Annotated in this window: 15 protein-coding genes; 12 read left to right on the forward strand and 3 right to left on the reverse strand. The window is 65.0% G+C overall.

Annotated elements, in window-relative coordinates; genetic code table 11:
- The 9 genes from H5T60_02585 to H5T60_02625 all read left to right on the forward strand — a co-directional run.
- The coding region (locus H5T60_02585) for an amidohydrolase family protein (protein ID MBC7241317.1) at window positions 1-594 on the forward strand (594 nt) is incomplete at its 5' end.
- Between the two features lie 40 nt (window positions 595-634).
- Complete coding sequence (locus tag H5T60_02590) at window positions 635-2,005, forward strand: amidohydrolase (GenBank protein MBC7241318.1); 1,371 nt, start codon at window positions 635-637, stop codon at window positions 2,003-2,005.
- A gap of 4 nt (window positions 2,006-2,009) precedes the next feature.
- Window positions 2,010-3,452 carry an FAD-binding oxidoreductase gene (locus H5T60_02595; protein ID MBC7241319.1) on the forward strand — a complete coding sequence of 481 codons (1,443 nt, stop codon included), beginning with the start codon at window positions 2,010-2,012 and terminating at the stop codon, window positions 3,450-3,452.
- The gene (locus tag H5T60_02600) at window positions 3,446-4,678 is read left to right on the forward strand and encodes a (Fe-S)-binding protein (GenBank protein ID MBC7241320.1); all 1,233 of its coding nucleotides are present in this window, start codon (window positions 3,446-3,448) and stop codon (window positions 4,676-4,678) included. Before H5T60_02595 ends, H5T60_02600 begins: the two co-directional genes overlap by 7 nt.
- A gap of 151 nt (window positions 4,679-4,829) precedes the next feature.
- Window positions 4,830-6,539 (forward strand): ABC transporter substrate-binding protein, encoded by a 1,710-nt coding sequence (locus H5T60_02605; GenBank protein MBC7241321.1) that lies wholly within the window; start codon window positions 4,830-4,832, stop codon window positions 6,537-6,539.
- Between the two features lie 66 nt (window positions 6,540-6,605).
- Entirely contained in the window at window positions 6,606-7,544 is a 939-nt protein-coding gene (locus H5T60_02610) for an ABC transporter permease (GenBank protein ID MBC7241322.1), read from the forward strand.
- A gap of 44 nt (window positions 7,545-7,588) precedes the next feature.
- Window positions 7,589-8,461 (forward strand): ABC transporter permease, encoded by an 873-nt coding sequence (locus H5T60_02615; protein MBC7241323.1) that lies wholly within the window; start codon window positions 7,589-7,591, stop codon window positions 8,459-8,461.
- Between the two features lie 18 nt (window positions 8,462-8,479).
- Entirely contained in the window at window positions 8,480-9,697 is a 1,218-nt protein-coding gene (locus H5T60_02620) for an amidohydrolase (GenBank protein ID MBC7241324.1), read from the forward strand.
- Window positions 9,698-9,709: 12 nt separating this feature from the next.
- Window positions 9,710-10,807 carry a 4Fe-4S binding protein gene (locus tag H5T60_02625; protein ID MBC7241325.1) on the forward strand — a complete coding sequence of 366 codons (1,098 nt, stop codon included), beginning with the start codon at window positions 9,710-9,712 and terminating at the stop codon, window positions 10,805-10,807.
- 45 nt (window positions 10,808-10,852) lie between these two features.
- Here H5T60_02625 and H5T60_02630 read toward each other — a convergent pair whose 3' ends face one another.
- The 3 genes from H5T60_02630 to H5T60_02640 form a co-directional block, all read right to left on the reverse strand.
- Window positions 10,853-13,219 (reverse strand): molybdopterin-dependent oxidoreductase, encoded by a 2,367-nt coding sequence (locus tag H5T60_02630; GenBank protein ID MBC7241326.1) that lies wholly within the window; start codon window positions 13,217-13,219, stop codon window positions 10,853-10,855.
- Between the two features lie 2 nt (window positions 13,220-13,221).
- Window positions 13,222-13,704, reverse strand: coding sequence for a (2Fe-2S)-binding protein (locus tag H5T60_02635; protein MBC7241327.1), 483 nt, complete (start codon window positions 13,702-13,704; stop codon window positions 13,222-13,224).
- A gap of 185 nt (window positions 13,705-13,889) precedes the next feature.
- Window positions 13,890-14,045 (reverse strand): hypothetical protein, encoded by a 156-nt coding sequence (locus tag H5T60_02640; protein ID MBC7241328.1) that lies wholly within the window; start codon window positions 14,043-14,045, stop codon window positions 13,890-13,892.
- Window positions 14,046-14,156: 111 nt separating this feature from the next.
- On the opposite strand from H5T60_02640, the gene H5T60_02645 reads away from it, so the two are divergent.
- From H5T60_02645 to H5T60_02655, 3 genes are read left to right on the forward strand one after another with little or no spacing between them, the layout of a single operon-like run.
- Window positions 14,157-14,957: an electron transfer flavoprotein subunit beta/FixA family protein gene (locus H5T60_02645; protein MBC7241329.1), complete on the forward strand. Its 801-nt coding sequence runs from the start codon at window positions 14,157-14,159 to the stop codon at window positions 14,955-14,957.
- 50 nt (window positions 14,958-15,007) lie between these two features.
- A complete protein-coding gene (locus H5T60_02650; GenBank protein MBC7241330.1) occupies window positions 15,008-16,195 on the forward strand; it encodes an electron transfer flavoprotein subunit alpha in 1,188 nt (395 codons plus the stop codon).
- A 21-nt stretch (window positions 16,196-16,216) separates the two neighbouring features.
- Window positions 16,217-17,434: an acyl-CoA dehydrogenase family protein gene (locus H5T60_02655; protein MBC7241331.1), complete on the forward strand. Its 1,218-nt coding sequence runs from the start codon at window positions 16,217-16,219 to the stop codon at window positions 17,432-17,434.
- Window positions 17,435-17,550 lie beyond the last annotated feature (116 nt).

A 17,550-nucleotide genomic window follows, 5' to 3' on the forward strand; every position in this document is an offset into this window, starting at 1 on the left:
GAGCAGTACGAGCATTGGGGACTGCTGGGGCCGCGCGTGCTGGCCTCCCAATGCGTGCAGATCGACGCGCATGAGATCGCCCTGCTGGCCGAGCGCGGCGTCTCGGTCTCCCATATGCCGCTGAGCAACTGCGAGGTGGGCGGGGGATTCAGCCCAGTGCCGGAGATGCTGGCCGCCGGCGTGCCGGTCTCCCTGGGCACCGACGGCTACATCAACAACTTCTTCGAGGTGATGCGCGGCGCCTTCCTGATGCATAAGGCGCGCCTGCTGGACCCCACGACCATGCCGGCACCGCTGGTGTGGAAGATGGCCACCACGCACGGGGCGCAGGCATTGGGCCTGAAGCACACCGGCCGGCTGGCCGAGGGCTGCGCGGCGGACCTGATCACCATCGAGCTGGACCTGCCCACGCCGGCGGAGCCGCATAATCTTTACGACCAACTGATCCTCTGGCGCAACCCCCAGCATGTGCGCAACGTGATGGTAGCCGGCCGCTTCCTCATGCGCGATGGAGAGATACCCGGCGCGGACGAAGCCGGCCTGCGCGCCCGCACGCGCCAGGCGGCACGCGCCCTGTGGGAAAAAGCGTCCTGACCCGCGGCGGGGCATATCGGACAAGGAAGTCTTACGGACCATGACCATTCTCATCCAGAACGCCTCCTTCATCGTCTGTGATGCGAACCGCGTCCTGCAGGACCAGGACCTGCTTATCGAGGGCAATCGCATCGCCGGCATCGGCCGCTTCACACCCCAACCGGAGTGGGATATTATACCCGGCTGTGGTCGGGCCGTCATGCCAGGCCTCATCAATGCCCATACTCACCTCTATCAGAACTTCTTGAAAGGCCTGAACGACGGCGTCTCACTGGTGGACTGGTGCGCGCGGGTGCTCTATCCCGCCGCTGACGTCATCCATACTGACCATTGGCAGGCTCACGATGAGCGCCTGGGCTATGCCTGGTCACTGGCCGGCGCGCTGGAGATGATCCAGAACGGCACCACCTGCTGTATCAACATGGACATGACCATGGACGCCGTCTTCCAGGCCTGGCTGGATATCGGTTTCCGGGGCGTCGGGGCGGTCACCCTGGTGGACCAGTGGATACCGGAATGCCTGCGGAGGGAGCCGGCGCTCATGCGCCAGGAGGCGCTGGGATACGTGGAGCGCTGGCACGGCGTGCCGGCCGACAGCCCCCGCATCCATACCATGCTGGCGCCCTCCACCCCGTTCCTGGCCAGCCCAGCGCTCTTGCGCTGGACGGCGGGACAGCGCGACCGGCTGGGCCTGCGCGTCCAAATCCATGTGGCGGAGACCCGCTACGAGGTGGAGCAGATTGCGCAAACCGCCGGCACCACCCCCCTGCGCTATCTGGAGCGCTTCGGCCTGGTGGACGAGCGGCTCACTGCCGTGCACTGCGTGCATATGGACGAGGAGGACCTGGAGCTTCTGCGCCGGCGCGGGGTCGTCGTCGTCCACAACCCGAAAAGCAACCTGAAGCTCGGGAGCGGCATCGCGCCGGTGCCCCGCATGCTGGAGCTGGGCATCCCGGTGGCGCTGGCCAACGACGGCGCCGCTTCCAACGACCTGCTGGATATGTTCGAGGAAATGCGCTGTGCGGCGCTGATCCAGAAAGGAGCGGCGGAAAACCCGGCGGTGCTCTCGGCGCGCCAGGTCTTCCGCATGGCGACGGAATACGGCGCCCAGGCCTGCGGCATCCCCGCCGGCGTGCTCGAGGTCGGCCGGCTGGCCGATGTGGTCATCGTGAACCTGCGCCGGCCGCATCTGGTGCCGGTGCATGATATCATCAACACGCTGGTCTACTGCGCCAAAGGCTCCGATGTGGAGACGGTCATCATTGACGGCCGCGTGGTAATGCGCGAGCGCCAATTGCAGACCATGAACGAGGACGATATCATTGCTATGGCCGAGGAACGGGGGCAGGATCTGCGCCGGCGAAGCCTGCAAAGCCCCCTTTTCCCGGGCCATAAGCATGCGGAGGAGTAAGGGTATGCCAAGTTTGAAGGAAGACCTGACAGCGGTATGCGGTCCGGAGCGCGTCAGCGACAAGCTGGTGGACCGCATCTGCTACACACGCGACTGCGGCCCCAGCCCGGGCGGCGTGCCGGGCTACGTGGTGCGGCCGGTATCGACAGAAGAGGTCGCCGGCATCGTGCGGGCCGCCAACCGCCACAAGACGCCCATCTTCGTCTGGGGCCGCTCCACCACCTTCATCGGTAACGGCATCCGCGAAGGATGCATCCTGATGGCCATGGACCTGATGCGCGCCATCGAGAAGATTGACCTGGAGCGGAAGCTGGTGGTGGTACAGCCGGGCGCCGTCTGGCATGCCGTGGATGTGGAGCTGAACAAGCTGGGCTGGGAGCTGGGGGTGCCGGGGCCGGGCGGCATGTTCTCCTGCTCCATCGGCGGCTCGGTGGCCTATAACGCCGTGCCGCACGGCCTGGCGGAATACGGCATGACCGGCGAGCATGTCGCCGGCCTGGAGGTGGTGCTCCCCAACGGCGAAATCCTGCACACCGGCAGTGGTGCCAACGAGCCGGCCGGCCACCCCCATTTCGAGCGCTACGCCAACGGCCCCGACCTTACCGGCCTCTTCATCGGCTCCTGCGGCGTGTTCGGCATTATCACCAAAGTCTATTTCCGCATCCGGCGCATCCCGGAAGCGGAGGAGTTCGCCTTTTACGGCTTTGACAGCGTAGACCGGGCGGTGGACGCCGCGCAGTCCATCCAACAGCAGGAGGCCGCCACCCATCTGGTGGGGCTGTTCGGCGGCCCGAAGCCGGCCGGCTACGAACAGTACGACGCCTTCCTGCACATCGTAGTGCGGGACTCGCGCCTGCGGGCCGGCGAGCGCCGGCGCATCGCCGAGGCGGTCTGCGAGGCGCACGGCGGACACCCTCTGGACAGCAACGCCACGCGCCGCTATTGGACCGAGCACATGTACTCCTGGCTGCGCAACATGCCGCCCGATTATTACTACGGCAACCGACCGTACACCTGCCCGGAGGTGGCCGGCTTCATCCCCACCCAGGCCGTCAAGGACGCCATCGCCTACCTGCGGCAGGATGCCGTCGAGCACGCCGAGGAGTTCCAGCACTACGACATCCGCATCAAGTGCTATGACGTCTATTTCTCCCGCAACGGCGCCTTCATCTGGATCGACACCTTGTACCCGGAGCTGGACGAGCGCTCCTGGCGCTACGGCCTGGCCCTGCGCGAGCGCTATACCGATGAGCTGATGCGGCGCTATATGTCCCCGGGCGGCATCCTGCAGGCGCTGGCGCCGGTGGTCATGCCCAAGCTGGGCGCCGGCTTCGAGCTTATGAAGGCGCTGAAGCGCACGCTGGACCCGAACTACATCCTCAACCCCGGGGTGCTCCTGATGGAGCCGGAAGATACCCCGCAGGTGACGCCGGAGGTGGCATGGTGAGACAGGAAACGACTGCGCCGGCTGGGGAGGCCGTTCGCTCCTCCCAACGGCACATTGACGCGCTCAAAGCGATCATCTACCAGTGCAACCGCTGTGGCCAGTGTCTCGATTTCTCCACCCTGGGGCTGGCGGCCAAATGTCCCGCCTATTGGGGCGGCCTGTTCGAATCCTATGCCTCGCGCGGCAAGTTCAACATCGCCCGCGCCCTGGTGGACGGCCTGATCGATTATGATGAGGAGCTGGCGCGCCGCGTGTACAGTTGCACCGAATGCCGCGCCTGCGCCGAGAACTGCTTCAAGTACCTGGATACCACCGCCATCTTCACCGCCATGAAGCAGGACCTGGCGGAGCTAGGCCTCATCCCGGAGAATTACCGGCGCGCCCTGGAAGGCGAGATGGGGTTAGATGTAGTGCACAACGTCTATCAGGCCCCGCATGCGGAACGGTTGGCCTGGCTGTCGCACGAGGAGCGGGTGGACCGACCGGCCCGCACCGCTTTCTTCGTCGGCTGTACCTCTTCCTACGTGCGCCAGAACATGGCCATTGATACCGCCGAGACGCTGGAACTGCTGGGGGTGGATTACACCGTATTGAGCGATGAGTGGTGCTGTGGCCATCCGTACATCGCCGCCGGCCTGCTCGATAAGGCGCGCCAGAGCCTGGAGCACACCATCGAGCTGTATCAGCGGCTGGGGGTGGAGCGCGTGGTCTTCAACTGTCCGGGCTGTCTGAAGACCTTCAAGCACGACGCGCCGCGCCTGCTGGAGCGCCGGCTCCCCTTCGAACCGCTCCACATCCTGGAAGAAATCGCCCGGCTGGCGGAGGAAGGGGAGATCCGCTTCCGGCCCGTCTCCCCGAAGATTGTCGTCACCTATCATGATTCCTGCACGCTGGGGCGCTGGCTGGGAGTATATGAGGCGCCGCGGCAGATTCTGCGGCACATCCCCGGGGTTTCGGTGCGCGAGATGCGCCGCAACCGCAATTTGGCCTACTGCTGTGGGGCCGGCGGCCTGATCCGCTTCGATTATCCCAACATCTCGACACGCGCCGGCGAAGAACGCCTGCGCGAGGCGGAGGAGACCGGCGCGGATACCTTGGTGACCTCCTGTCCTGCCTGCCTGATGCAGTTCCAGCAGACGCGCAACAAACTGCGCAGTCCCATGCGGGTGGTGGACATCACCCAGCTCATTTGGGAGCAGATTGACGTACCGGGCAAACCCCAATAAAATGCGCGGGGAACCCAACATGCCGGCCGTATCTCTGCACAGCGAAAGGAGGTGGAGAAGAGGACGAGCACATGCAGTGGGAGGAAGGATGCACATCGGGCCCACATCCTCTTGGGACGTAATCCGCAAGACACAAAAGGAGGGAGATGGCATGTTGCGCTATCGTCTGATGGTGGGAGTGGTGCTGGTGGCGCTGGTGGCCGGCCTGATCGCCGGCTGTGCCCAGCCGGCCACACCGCAGGTGGTGACGGTCAAGGAGACCGTCGTGGTGGAGAAGGAAGTCCCTGTCGAGAAAGAGGTGGTCAAGACGGTGGTGGTGGAGAAGGTCGTCACCCCTACGCCGGCCCCCAAAGGGGGCGAGCTGACCTACGGCCTGACCCTCATCGTCTCCGACATTGATCCCCATTCGGGCGCTTCCTCCGAGCTGGGCATCTTCCTCACCAGCGTCTATGACCCGCTGGTCTGGCGCGATCAGGAGGGCAATTTCCACCCCGGCCTGGCCAAGAAGTGGGAGATCTCCGAGGACGGCAAGGTCTACACCTTCTACCTGCGCGACGACGTCAAGTTCCATGACGGCACCCCCTTCAACGCGCAGGCGGTCAAGTTCAACTTCGACCGCATCACCAACCCGAACTTCAAGTCCAACAAGGCCAAATACATGATGGGGCCGTATGACCACACCGAGGTGGTGGACGACTACACGGTCAAGGTCTACTTCAAGGAGCCGTACGCGCCCTTCCTCGATTCGGTCAGCCAGGTGTACCTGGCCATCGCCTCCCCAAAGGCTCTGCAGGAATGGGGCGATGAGAAATATCGCGAGCATCAGGTGGGCACCGGGCCGTTTATGATGGCGGAATACGTGGCCAAGGATCACATCGTCCTGGTCAAGAACCCCGACTACAACTGGGCGCCGGAGTTCATGATGCATCAGGGGCCGGCCTACCTGGACAAGATCACCTTCCGCTTCTATCCGGACGCCGCCACCCGTGCGCCGGCGCTCGAATCCGGCGAGGTCCAGATCATGGGCGAGATCCCGCCGGTGGACGCCAACCGCCTGATGGCCGACCCGCGCTTCGTCATCTATCCAGTGGAAATCCCCGGCCAGTCGCTCCAGTTCTTCATCAACACCTCCAAGCCGCCCACGGATGACCTGCGGGTGCGCCAGGCCCTGCTCTACGGCCTGGACCGCGAGGCCATCATCAACGGCATCTTCCGCGCCCTCTCGCCCATTGCACACGGTCCGCTGGGGCGCAAGACGCCGGGCTACACCTCCCAGGTGGAGGGCATGTACCCCTTTGACCTGGAGAAGGCGAAGCAGCTGCTGGCGGACGCCGGCTGGAAAGACACCAACGGCGACGGCATCCTGGACAAGGGCGGCCAGGACCTGGCCCTCAACACCATCCTGATGACCTGGGGCTACCTGCCGGAGATCGGCACGGCCATGCAGGGCCTCTACCGCCAACTGGGCGTCAAGCTGGAGACGCAGGTGCTGACCTATCCAGCGGCGCTGGAGGCGGCCAGCAAGAACGAGCACCATCTCATCCCCATGGCCATCAGCAGCAGCGACCCGGACATCCTTTCCAGCTACTTCCACTCCCGCAACATCGAGAAGGGCTTCTCCTGGTCGCGCTTCCCCGATCCGGAGCTGGACCAGTGGCTGGATGAGGGCGCCCGCACCACCGATTGGAACAAGCGTGCCGAGCTGTACGCCAAGGCCCAGGTGCGCATCATGGAGCAGGCGCTCATCATCCCCATCCGCGACTACGTGAACCTGAACGGCGCCAGCGCCAAGGTGAAGGGCCTGCGCTACAGCCTGCAGGGCTGGTTCCCCTGGCTGTACGACGTGTACATCGAGCAGTAAGCGGGTCTTGAAGAGGGGGCCGGCATGCCGGCCCCCTCTCCCCCATGCGAGCTGAGGCGGGCGAATATGCTTCGATACATCCAGCGGCGTCTGCTGATCATGATCCCTGTGCTGTGGGGCGTCGTCACCCTGGTCTTCTTCCTGATGTACATGCTCCCCGGCGACCCAGCGGCGACCATCCTGGCCCAATCCGGCGGCAAGGCAGAGGCCATTGAGAAACTGCGCGAGCAGTTAGGCCTGAATGATCCTCTGCCGGTACAGTACGTGCGGTTTTTGAGCAACGCGGTGCGCGGCGATTTCGGCAATTCCATCTTCCTGCGCCAACCGGTGATGCAGATTATCGCCGAGAATCTGCCGGCCACTATCGAGCTGGCCATCGGGGCGCTGGTAGTCGCGCTGGCTATCGGCTTCAGCATGGGCATCCTGGCCGCCCTGAAGTGCAACACCTGGGTGGACCGGCTGTGCATGCTGACGGCTATCGCCGGCGTCTCCATGCCCAACTTCTGGCTGGCCCTGCTCATCATGTACCTCATCAGCGCCATCAACACCTATTACGGCGTGCTCATCCTCCCTATCACCGGACAGGGGGGCATCCAACACCTGATTGTGCCATCTATTGTCCTAGGGTTTGCGGTCTCCGGCTCGCTGGCGCGCCTGGTGCGCTCCAGCATGCTGGAGGTCCTGCGGCAGGAATACATCACCACGGCGCGCGCCAAGGGCCTCAGCCGGCGGGTGGTCATCCTGCGGCACGCCCTGCGCAACGCCCTGATCCCGGTGGTCACCATGCTGGGCCTGCAGTTCGGCTATCTACTGGGCGGGACGGTGATCATCGAGACGGTATTCTCCCGCCGCGGGCTGGGGCGCACGATCGTGGACGCCATCGTCTGGAAGGACCTGCCGGTGGTGCAGGGAGCGGTGTTCGTCACCGCTACCACGTATATGCTGGTGAACCTGCTGGTGGACATCTCGTACGCGGTCATTGACCCGCGTATTCGCTATAGCTGAAGGGGTGTGGTGTGACGGCGGTGGCCAAATCTTCGGGGTGTTCCATGGAGGATGAACGCACGCGCCGCATGCGGGCGGAAAGCCCGTGGCGCATTGCCCTGCGCATCCTGGTGCGCAACCGGGTGGCGATGAGCGGCCTGGCCATCCTGGTAATGATGTCTTTGCTGGCTGTCCTAGCGCCGGCCATCGCCCCTTACGACCCGGATGCCGTGGACATCTTGCATCAGCTTGAGGCGCCCAGCAAAACCCATATCTTGGGCACGGATTTATACGGCCGTGATATCTTCAGCCGTATTTTATACGGCGGCCGCATTACCCTGGTGGTCGGATTGATTGCGGTGGGCATCGCCGCCAGCATTGGCATCGTGCTCGGGCTGATCGCCGGCTTTTATGGCGGCGCCGTGGATTCCATCATCATGCGCCTGGTGGATGTCCTGCTGGCCTTCCCGCGCATCCTGCTGGCGTTGAGCATCGTGGGTATGCTGGGGCCGGGCCTGCTGAACGTGATGGTGGCGGTGGGCATCGCCGGCATCACCGGCTACGCGCGCCTGGTGCGCGGCTCGGTGCTCAGCGCGAAGGAAAACGTGTACGTGGAGGCCGCCCGGGTGGTGGGATGCCCGGACCATATCATCTTGCGCCGGCATCTGCTCCCCAACATCATCGGTCCGGTGATCGTGCTGGCCACCCTGGACGTGGCCTCGGCGATCCTGTCCGCATCTTCGTTGAGCTTTCTCGGGCTGGGGGTACAGCCGCCCACCGCCGAATGGGGCGCCATGCTGAATGAGGGCCGGCAGTACCTGCGCACGGCGCCGTGGATCACCCTCTTCCCGGGACTGGCCATTATGATATCGGTCTTGTCTATCAACATGCTGGGGGATGGCCTGCGCGACGCCCTGGACCCCCGCATGAAGATTTGAATTGAAGGATGGACAGCAATGACCCATCGTCCTGAGCGGCAGGTTCTTCAGCGAGCGGAGGCGATCGCCCCTCAGCTCATCGAGATCCGCCGCGCCATCCACCGCCATCCCGAGCTGGGATTCGAGGAATATTTCACCTCGCGGCTGGTGAGCCAGGTGCTGACTGCCGAGGGGATCCCCCATCGCGTGGGGGTGGGACACACCGGGGTAGTGGCGGATATCGGCGCCGGCCGGCCGGTCATCGCCCTGCGCGCCGATATGGACGCCCTGCCCATCAACGAGCGCACCGGCCTGCCCTTCGCCTCGGAAGTGCCGGGCGTGATGCACGCCTGCGGGCATGATGCCCACACCGCGGCCCTGCTGGGGGCCGCCAAACTGCTGAAGGAGATGGAACTGCCGGCCGGCACGGTGCGGCTCATCTTTCAGCCGGCGGAGGAAACCGCTGACGAAGAGGGCAAAAGCGGCGCCGACCGCATGGTGGAGGACGGCGCCATGGATGGGGTGGATGCGGTAGTCGGCCTGCATAACGTGGTGGACCGACCCCCCGGCACGGTACTGGTCTCCCCCGGCCCTATCTTGGCTGCCACCGACATGTTCGAGGTGATCATCCACGGCCGGGCCAGCCATGGGGCGTATCCGCACCGCGGTGTGGACGCGATCGTGCTGGCCGCGCAGGTGGTCAACGCTATCCAGAGCATCATCGCGCGGCGCATTGACCCCATGGAGGTGGGGGTGGTCACCGTGGGCACCATCGCCGGCGGGCGCAAGGCCAACATCATCGCCGACCGGGTGGAGCTGACCGGCACTATCCGCACCTTCGACGGCGCGGTGCGCCAGAAAATCCTGGAGGGCCTGGAGCACGCCTGCCGGCTGGCGACCCTGCAGGACGGCAATTATGAACTGCGCATCTCGCGCGGGCATCCCGCCACGGTCAATGACCCCGGCATGTGCCGGCTGGTGCGGCGAGTGGCGCGGGAGCTGGGCCTGCGCGTCGAGGAGGAAAAGCCATCCCCCGTTTCCGAGGATTTCAGCCTGTATTCCAGCATGGTGCCGGGAGTGTATTTTCTGGTAGGTGCCGGCCGGCCGGAGGTCGACCCGCCGCGCCAGGCCCATACCGCCACCTATGACCTGGACGAGCGCTTTCTGCCCATCGCCGCCGCCATGCTGGCCGAAACCGCGCGTCAATACCTCCTGGAGGCCGCCAAAAAGCCACAGGGGAGGAAAAAATCACCGTAGAGAGGGAAAACCATGGCCGATGTACGCGTATCGCTGTGCGGAGTGGAACTGCGCAATCCTTTCATCGCCTCTTCCGGCCCGCTGACCTATGGGGCGAAGGGCATCCGCCGCTGTTTTGCCGCCGGCGCGGCCGCGGCAGTGACGAAGACGCTCTGCAAACTGCCGGCGGAGAACCCCATCCCGCATATCGTGAGCCTGGGCAAGGGCACCATGCTCAACACCGAAAAATGGGCGGACCTGAGCGTCCAGCAGTGGGTGGAGCAGGAATTCCCGGCCCTGCGCGGCGCGGATGGCGTGGTCATCGCCAGCCTGGGCCACACGGTGGAGGAAGTAGAGTTGATCGCGCCGCAGTTGGCGCGGGTGGGCGACCCCATCCGCATGCTGGAAGTGGTCTCGTACCGGGCGGTGGATATGGTGCCGATGGTGAAGGCAGCCAAGCGCCTGACCGATTTCCCGGTGCTGGCCAAGATCAGCCCCAACTGGCCCGATTTGATGGAGGTGGTGGACGGCTGTCTGGCCGCCGGCGCCGACGGCATCACCGCCGCGGATTCCCTGGGGCCCGTCCTGCATATTGATATAGAGACCGCCCGGCCGGCGCTGAGCGGGGATTACGGCTACGCCTGGATGTCCGGCACCGCCATCAAGCCGGTCATTGTGCGCATCGTGGCGGATATCTGCCGGCGGCATCCCGACGTGCCGGTGGTGGCCACCGGCGGGGTCACCACCGCAGAGGATGCGGTCGAGATGTTCATGGTGGGCGCCACAGCTATCGGCGCGCAGACGGCCCCCATGCTGCAGGGGGTGAGCTGGTTCGAAAAGACCACCAACAAGCTGTCAAAGTGGCTCGATGCGCACGGCTACCGCTCGCCGGCGGAGATCCGCGGCAGGGCACTGCCGGCCATCGCCCCCGGCGAGGACAAGCGCCCCCTCACCTTCTTCTTCGACGCCGACAAATGCACCGAATGCGGGCGCTGTGTCACCGTCTGCGCCTACGAGGCCCGACACCTGGAAGAGGGCAAGGTGATGCGGCTGGATACGGATGCCTGCCGCTCCTGCGGCCTGTGCGTGACCGTTTGTCCCACCGAGGCGCTCACCGCTGACCGGGTCTAGGGCTGAAAAGGGGGTGGGCTGGTGCCCACCCCCTTTTTGATCGCCTTACGAACGCCTGGAGGCCTCGACGACGGAGCGGAGGTACTGTGGGGTCAGGGGCACGCGCCGCAGTTCCACGCCCAGGGCATGGCTGACGGCATTGACGACAGCGCCGGCCACCCCATCCGAGGCGCACTCCCCGATGCTCTTGCCGCCGAATGGGCCGGCCTCCTCCGGGTCCTCCACTGTGATGACCCGGATGCTGGGAGGCATATCGGCCGCCTTGAACATGCGGTACTTCTTGAAGTGGGGGTTCTTGACCTCGCCCGTTTGTGGGTCAATGATCATCTCCTCCGAAAGCGCATACCCCAGGCCCATGTGAATGCCGCCGTGCACCTGCCCTTCGAAGAGCAGAGGATTAATGACGCGGCCGGAGTTATGCACTGCCAGGAAGTCCAGCACCCGCACCTGATAGGTCTCGGTGTCCACCTCCACCTCACAGAAGTCGGCGGCGTAGGACTCGATAGCGGTGCGAGATTCGAACGTGGCGGTGGCGATCAGTTCCCGTTGGGGCATGCCGGTGGAGCCGCGCTGTGCCGAGGCGACGATATCGGCGATGGAGACGCACTGGCTCGGGTTGTCGCGCACCACCACAAACCCGTCATCCAGCTCCAGCCGGTCTATCGAGACCTTCAACATGCGCGAGGCCTCGTCCAGCAGTTGTTCGCGGAGCTGGCGGGCGGCCAGGATGGTGGCGTTGCCGCCGATGTAGGTGGTGCGGGAGGCCTGCGCGCCCAGGTCCAGCGGGGTGACGTCCGTGTCGGCCTCGATGACCTCGATCAGGTCCGGGTCAATGGTCAGGATCTCCGCGGCGATCTGGGCCAGGATGGTGCGGGCGCCGGTGCCCAGGTCATGGGTGCCGGTGAGCAGGACGGCGGTGCCGTCGTCGTGCAGGCGGATGGTGACGGTGGTCAGGTCCTGATAGACGGGGTACCAGCCGGCGCCGTGCACCGCCAGCCCCATGCCCACACCGCGCCGCACCCGCTGGCCGTGGGTGGCCTCGGCCGCCCGCCGGCGCTCGTACCAGCGGAAGGCCTCCATGCCGGCGCGGATGCAGTCGGCGATACGGGCATTGTGCACGTTCTGCCCCAGGCAGTTGTTCTGGAAGGGACGCAGGACGTTCTTAAGCCGGAATTCGACCGGGTCCCATCCCATCTCCCGGCAGATGCGGTCAATATGGGTTTCGCGCGAAAGCATGATCTGCGGCGTCCCATAGCCGCGCATGGCGCCGGCCGGCGGGATATTGGTGTACACCGCCGCACCGCGGTAGAACATGTAGGGCGCATCATAGAGCAGGAAGGTCTTGCCGGACTGGGCGCCGACGGTGTTGGGGCCAGAGCCGGCGTAGGCGCCGGTGTTCATCAGCGAGCGGATGTACTGGCCGCGGATGCGCCCGTCCTTGTCCACGCCGGTGCGCACGGTGACCTTGCCGCTGTGCCGGCTGCGGGTGGACAGGAAGACCTCTTTGCGCGTCAGGCGGAGCTTGACCGGCCGGCCGGTGCGCATGGACAGCAGGCCGACCACCGGTTCATGCAGGACCTCCAGCTTGCCGCCGAAAGCACCCCCCACGATCATCTTGATGACGCGCACCTTGCTGTGCGGAAGCCCCAACGCCTGGGCAATGACACTGCGGAAGCAGAACACGTTCTGCCCCGAGGTCCAGATGGTGAGCTTGCCGTCGGGACTGTAGTAGGCCACGTGACATACTGGTTCCAGGTACCCGTGATGCACCTTGGAAAGCTCAAAGGTGTCCTCGAACACGTAATCGGCCTCGTCAATGGCCTTGAGCACCTCTTCCTCGGGGTGACTGCCGTAGGCCAGCCAGCCGCCGCAAATATTGGTGCCGTCCACGCCGTGGGGATTGGCGAGGGGAGCGCCCTCCGCCAGGGCCTGATCCACATCGAACACCGCCGGCAACAGCTCATACTCCACCTTGATGCGCTTCACCGCCTCCTCAGCGATGAAGGGATCATCCGCGGCCACCGCCGCCACGCGGTCCCCCACAAAACGCACGTATTCGTCGAAGATATATTCCGTCTCCGGCATATCGAACGGGCTGTTGTCCCCGTAGAAGCGCATAGCGCTGTTATAGACGTTGTGAGGGCTGTTGAAGTAATGGACGATGGCGCGCACGCCGCGGATCTTCTCCGCTTCGGAGGTGTCAATGCTGACGATGCGGGCATGGGCGTGAGGGGAGAGAAGCAATTTGGCGTGCAGCATATTGGGAAGGCGCAGGTCATCCACATACACGGCTTTGCCGGTGACCTTGAGGACGGCCTCGCGGTTGGGTCTGGGCCGGCCGACATACTTCAGGCCGCGCGCCTCCAACTGCTTCTCGAATTCCTTCACCTCTTCGTATTGTCGCTCTGCCATGGTTACGCCTCCCCTCGCATGCGCCGGGCGGCCAGCTCAATGGCCTCGATGATCTTGACATAGCCGGTACAGCGGCACAAGTTGTTGTCCAGCGCCGCGATGATCTCCTCGCGTGTAGGGTTGGGATTGCGGCGCAGGAGCGCGGTGGCGGTGATGACCATGCCGGGGGTGCAGAAGCCGCACTGGATGGCGCCCGTCTCGACGAAGGCCTGCTGGACCGGGGTCAGCCGGCCGTCCTTGGACAGCCCTTCAATCGTGATGACCTCTTTGCCTTGGGCACGCGTGGCCAGATAGGTGCAGGAGTTGACCGGCTCCCCATCAATCAGGACCTTACAGGCGCCGCAGTCCCCCGTGCCGCATCCGTATTTGGTGCCGGTCAGGTTGAGCACATCGCGCAGTACGTACAGGAGGGTCCAGCGTTTGCCGATCTCGAGCTGGTACTCCTCGCCGTTGATGTGGAGGGTAACTTCCACTCGTTCGTCCATCGCTTCTCTCCGGGGCGGGTGTACGCTGAAGGTGAACAATTCTGACGAAATTATAGCATAGTTGAACGAGCGGGTCAAGAGGCCCTTCCATGTTGAAACCCGCCCGAACCTGTGGTATAATGGAAATAGCCGCCTGTGGGTCTTTTCAACCGCAGTGCCGGCACATCCCAATGGAGGGACATGGTTCACGCATGGAAGCCCGGCTCATCGCGGAGCGTCAGCACCGGCATCGGGTCAATCAACTTGCCGGCCCGACCGCGCATTTCCCCAGCCCTGGCTCCCTGTCCAGTCCGTACGACGTCGCGCCCCGATATCCGGGATGTGTCCGGTCGTTCCATCATGCTCCAGCACTCCGCCTTTCACCTTCACTTGCCGGCCCCTTCTATCTGCTGGTACAATTGCCGCGACAGCCGGCCGTTCGCTCCCACCACGAAAAAAGAAGGAGGTAAGCATTGCACGCCATCGTATGCATCAAACAGGTTCCCGACACCACGGAGGTCAAGATTGACCCCGTCCGCGGCACACTGATTCGCGAGGGCGTCCCCAGCATCCTCAACCCCTTCGACACCTATGCCATTGAAGAAGCCCTGCGGCTGAAGGAACAGTTCGGCGGTAAGGTGACCGCCATCAGCATGGGGCCGCCCCAGGCCATCGAGGTGCTCAAGGAGGCGGTGGCCATGGGGTGCGACGAGGCCATCCTGCTCTCGGACCGCGCCTTCGCCGGCTCCGACACCTGGGCCACCGCGTACACCCTCTCGCAGGCTATCCGCCGGCTCGGCCCCTTCGACATCATCTTCTGCGGCCGGCAGGCCATCGATGGCGATACCGGCCAGGTCGGGCCAGGCATCGCCCGCCAACTGAAGATCAACCAGCTCACCTACGTCTGCAAGATCCAGCACATTGACTTCGACAAGGGCGAAATCCGCGTCGAACGCCTGCTGGAAGAGGGGCGCGAAGTGGTCGAAAGCCGTCTGCCGGCGCTCCTCACCGTGGTCAAGGACATCAACCAGCCGCGCTATCCCACCTTCAAGGGCATCCGCCGCGCCTCCCGCATGGAATATCCGATCTGGACCGCCAAGGACCTGGAGGGGGCCAACCCCGCCTACTTCGGGCTGGACGGCTCCCCCACCCGGGTGGTGCGCGTCTTCACGCCGCCGCCCCGTAGTGGCCAGACCGAGATCATCCAGGGCGAGACCGTGCAGGAGCAGGCCGCCAAACTGGTCGAAAAGCTCCTGGCAGAGAAAATCATCTGAGCCGGCGGCATTCACTCGTTTGACTACGAAGGAGGATAACCGTGGCCCTACTGCAGATCAATCGTGAGGAATGCATCGGGTGCGAGGCCTGCGTGGCGGCCTGCCCATTCGGTGCCCTGTATATGGACGAGGAACGCAAGGCGGTGGTCGACGACAAGTGCACCGCCTGCGGCGCCTGCATTGACGTCTGCCCGGTGAGCGCGCTCAGCCTGCCGGAGGTGGAGGCGCCGGCCGCCGGCCTGGAGCAGTACAAAGGGGTCTGGGTCTGGGTCGAACAACTGCGGGGCGAGGCCGGCAGTATCTCCTGGGAGATGATCGGCAAGGGGCGCGAGCTGGCCGACCAGCGCAAAACGACCCTGACCGCCTGTGTGCTCGGATATCACGTCGAACACATCGCCCACCAGGCCATCGCCTACGGCGCGGACCGCGTCATCCTGGTGGACGACCCGGTGCTGGAGCACTACCGCACGGAGCCGTACGCCGCGGTGCTGGTAGACCTCATCCGGCAGTACAAGCCGGAGATATTCATCCTGGGCGCCTCCACGCGCGGCCGGGACCTGGCCGGCGCCGTCGCCACCGAGATCTTCACCGGCCTGACCGCCGACTGTACCGGCCTGGATATTGACCCGGAGACCGGCCTCCTCCGCCAAACCCGCCCGGCCTTCGGCGGCAACATCATGGCCACCATCATCTGCCCCAACCACCGCCCGCAGATGGCCACCGTCCGCCACCGCGTCTTTGAGATGCCGGCGCCCGACCATACCCGCAAAGGCGAGATCATCCGCGTCAATCCCCATCTCGACGAGGAGGCCATCGCCACCAAGGTGGTGGACTTCATCCGCGAGGAGGGCCAAGTGAACCTGGCGGATGCCCGCATCATCGTCTCCGGCGGGCGCGGCGTGGGCGGCCCGGAGGGGTTTGAACCCATCCGCCGGCTGGCCGAGGTGCTCGGGGGAGCCGTCGGGGCCTCGCGCGCCGCGGTGGACGCCGGCTGGATCCCCTACGCCCATCAGGTGGGGCAGACCGGCCGCACCGTGCGCCCGGACCTTTACATCGCCTGCGGCATCTCCGGCGCCATTCAGCACCTGGCCGGCATGCAGACATCCCGCGTCATCGTGGCCATCAACAAGGACCCCGAGGCCCCCATCTTCAAGATCGCCAACTACGGCATCGTCGGGGACCTGTTCCAAGTTCTGCCGGCGCTGACGGAGGAATTCCGCAAGCGCCTGCACAAATAACCTATCGAATCGGAGGAAACAATGGAGTTTCAGTTGAGCGATGAGCACCGCATGCTCGAGAAGACCGTGCGCGAATTCGCCGCACGCGAGATCGCCCCATATATCAAAGAGCTGGACCGCACCCACTCCTTTGACCCGGGCATCTTCCCCAAGATGGCCGAGCAGGGACTGCTGGGCATCTGCATCCCCGAGCGCTACGGCGGCGCCGGCATGGATTACATCTCCCTCGGCCTGGCCTGCGAGGAGCTGGAATATGTGGACACCTCCGCCCGCGTCATCATGAGCGTGCACGTCGGCCTATATGCCTGTACCCTCCTCCAGTGGGGCACCGAGGAGCAGAAACGGAAGTACCTAGTGCCGGCCGCCCAGGGGGACGTCATCGGCGCCTTCGGCCTGACCGAGCCCAACGCCGGCAGTGACGTGGTCAACCTACAGACCACCGCCCGCCGCGAGGGCGATCATTACGTCCTCAACGGGGAGAAGACCTGGATCTCCCTGGCGGACGTGGCCGACCACTTCCTGATCTTCGCCTGGACCGACATGGAAAAGAAGCGCCGGCGCGATCATTCCGGCATCTCCGCCTTCATCGTCGAGCGCGGCTGGCCCGGCCTGACCACCGACACCATCCACGGCAAGCTGGGCGTGCGCGCCGGCAACACCGGCTCCATCTCCATGAACGATGTGCCGGTGCCGGCCGAAAACCTGCTGGGCCAGGAAGGCGAGGGCTTCAAGATCGCCATGAGCGCCCTGGACCAGGGCCGCTACACCGTGGCCGCCGGCGCCACCGGCCTCATACGCGCCTGCCTCGACGCCTCCGTGCGCTATGCCAACGAGCGCCAGACCTTCGGCGTGCCCATCGGCCGGCATCAGCTCATCCAGCAGATGATCGCCTACATGGCCCAGCGCTACGAGATCGCCCGGCTCCTCTACCTGCGCGCCGGCTGGCTCAAAAACCAGGGCATCCGCAATACCCGCGAGACCAGCCTGGCCAAATGGTACGCCTGCGATGCCGCCTTCGACTCCGCCTCGGACGCGGTGCAGATCCACGGCGCCTACGGCTACTCCGACGAGTACGACGTGGAGCGCTTCTTCCGCAACGCCAAGGGCGCCGTCATTTACGAAGGGAGCCGCGAGATCCATCAGCTCCTTCAGGCCGAGTACGCGCTGGGCTACCGGCAGGACCGGCCGCTCCGCTGTGAACTGCCGGCCTACGACCCCGAAACCTGGACGGAAAGCTGAGCCGGCCCGGGAGCACCCATGCCCAAACCCCACCGCGTCACCCTGGATGAATCGCTGTGCAAGGGGCAGGCCTCCGCCTTATGCGCGCAGGCCTGCCCCGCCGGCGTCGTCCGGCC

The organism is Anaerolineae bacterium (assembly GCA_014360855.1).
Classification (GTDB): Bacteria; Chloroflexota; Anaerolineae; order JACIWP01; family JACIWP01; genus JACIWP01.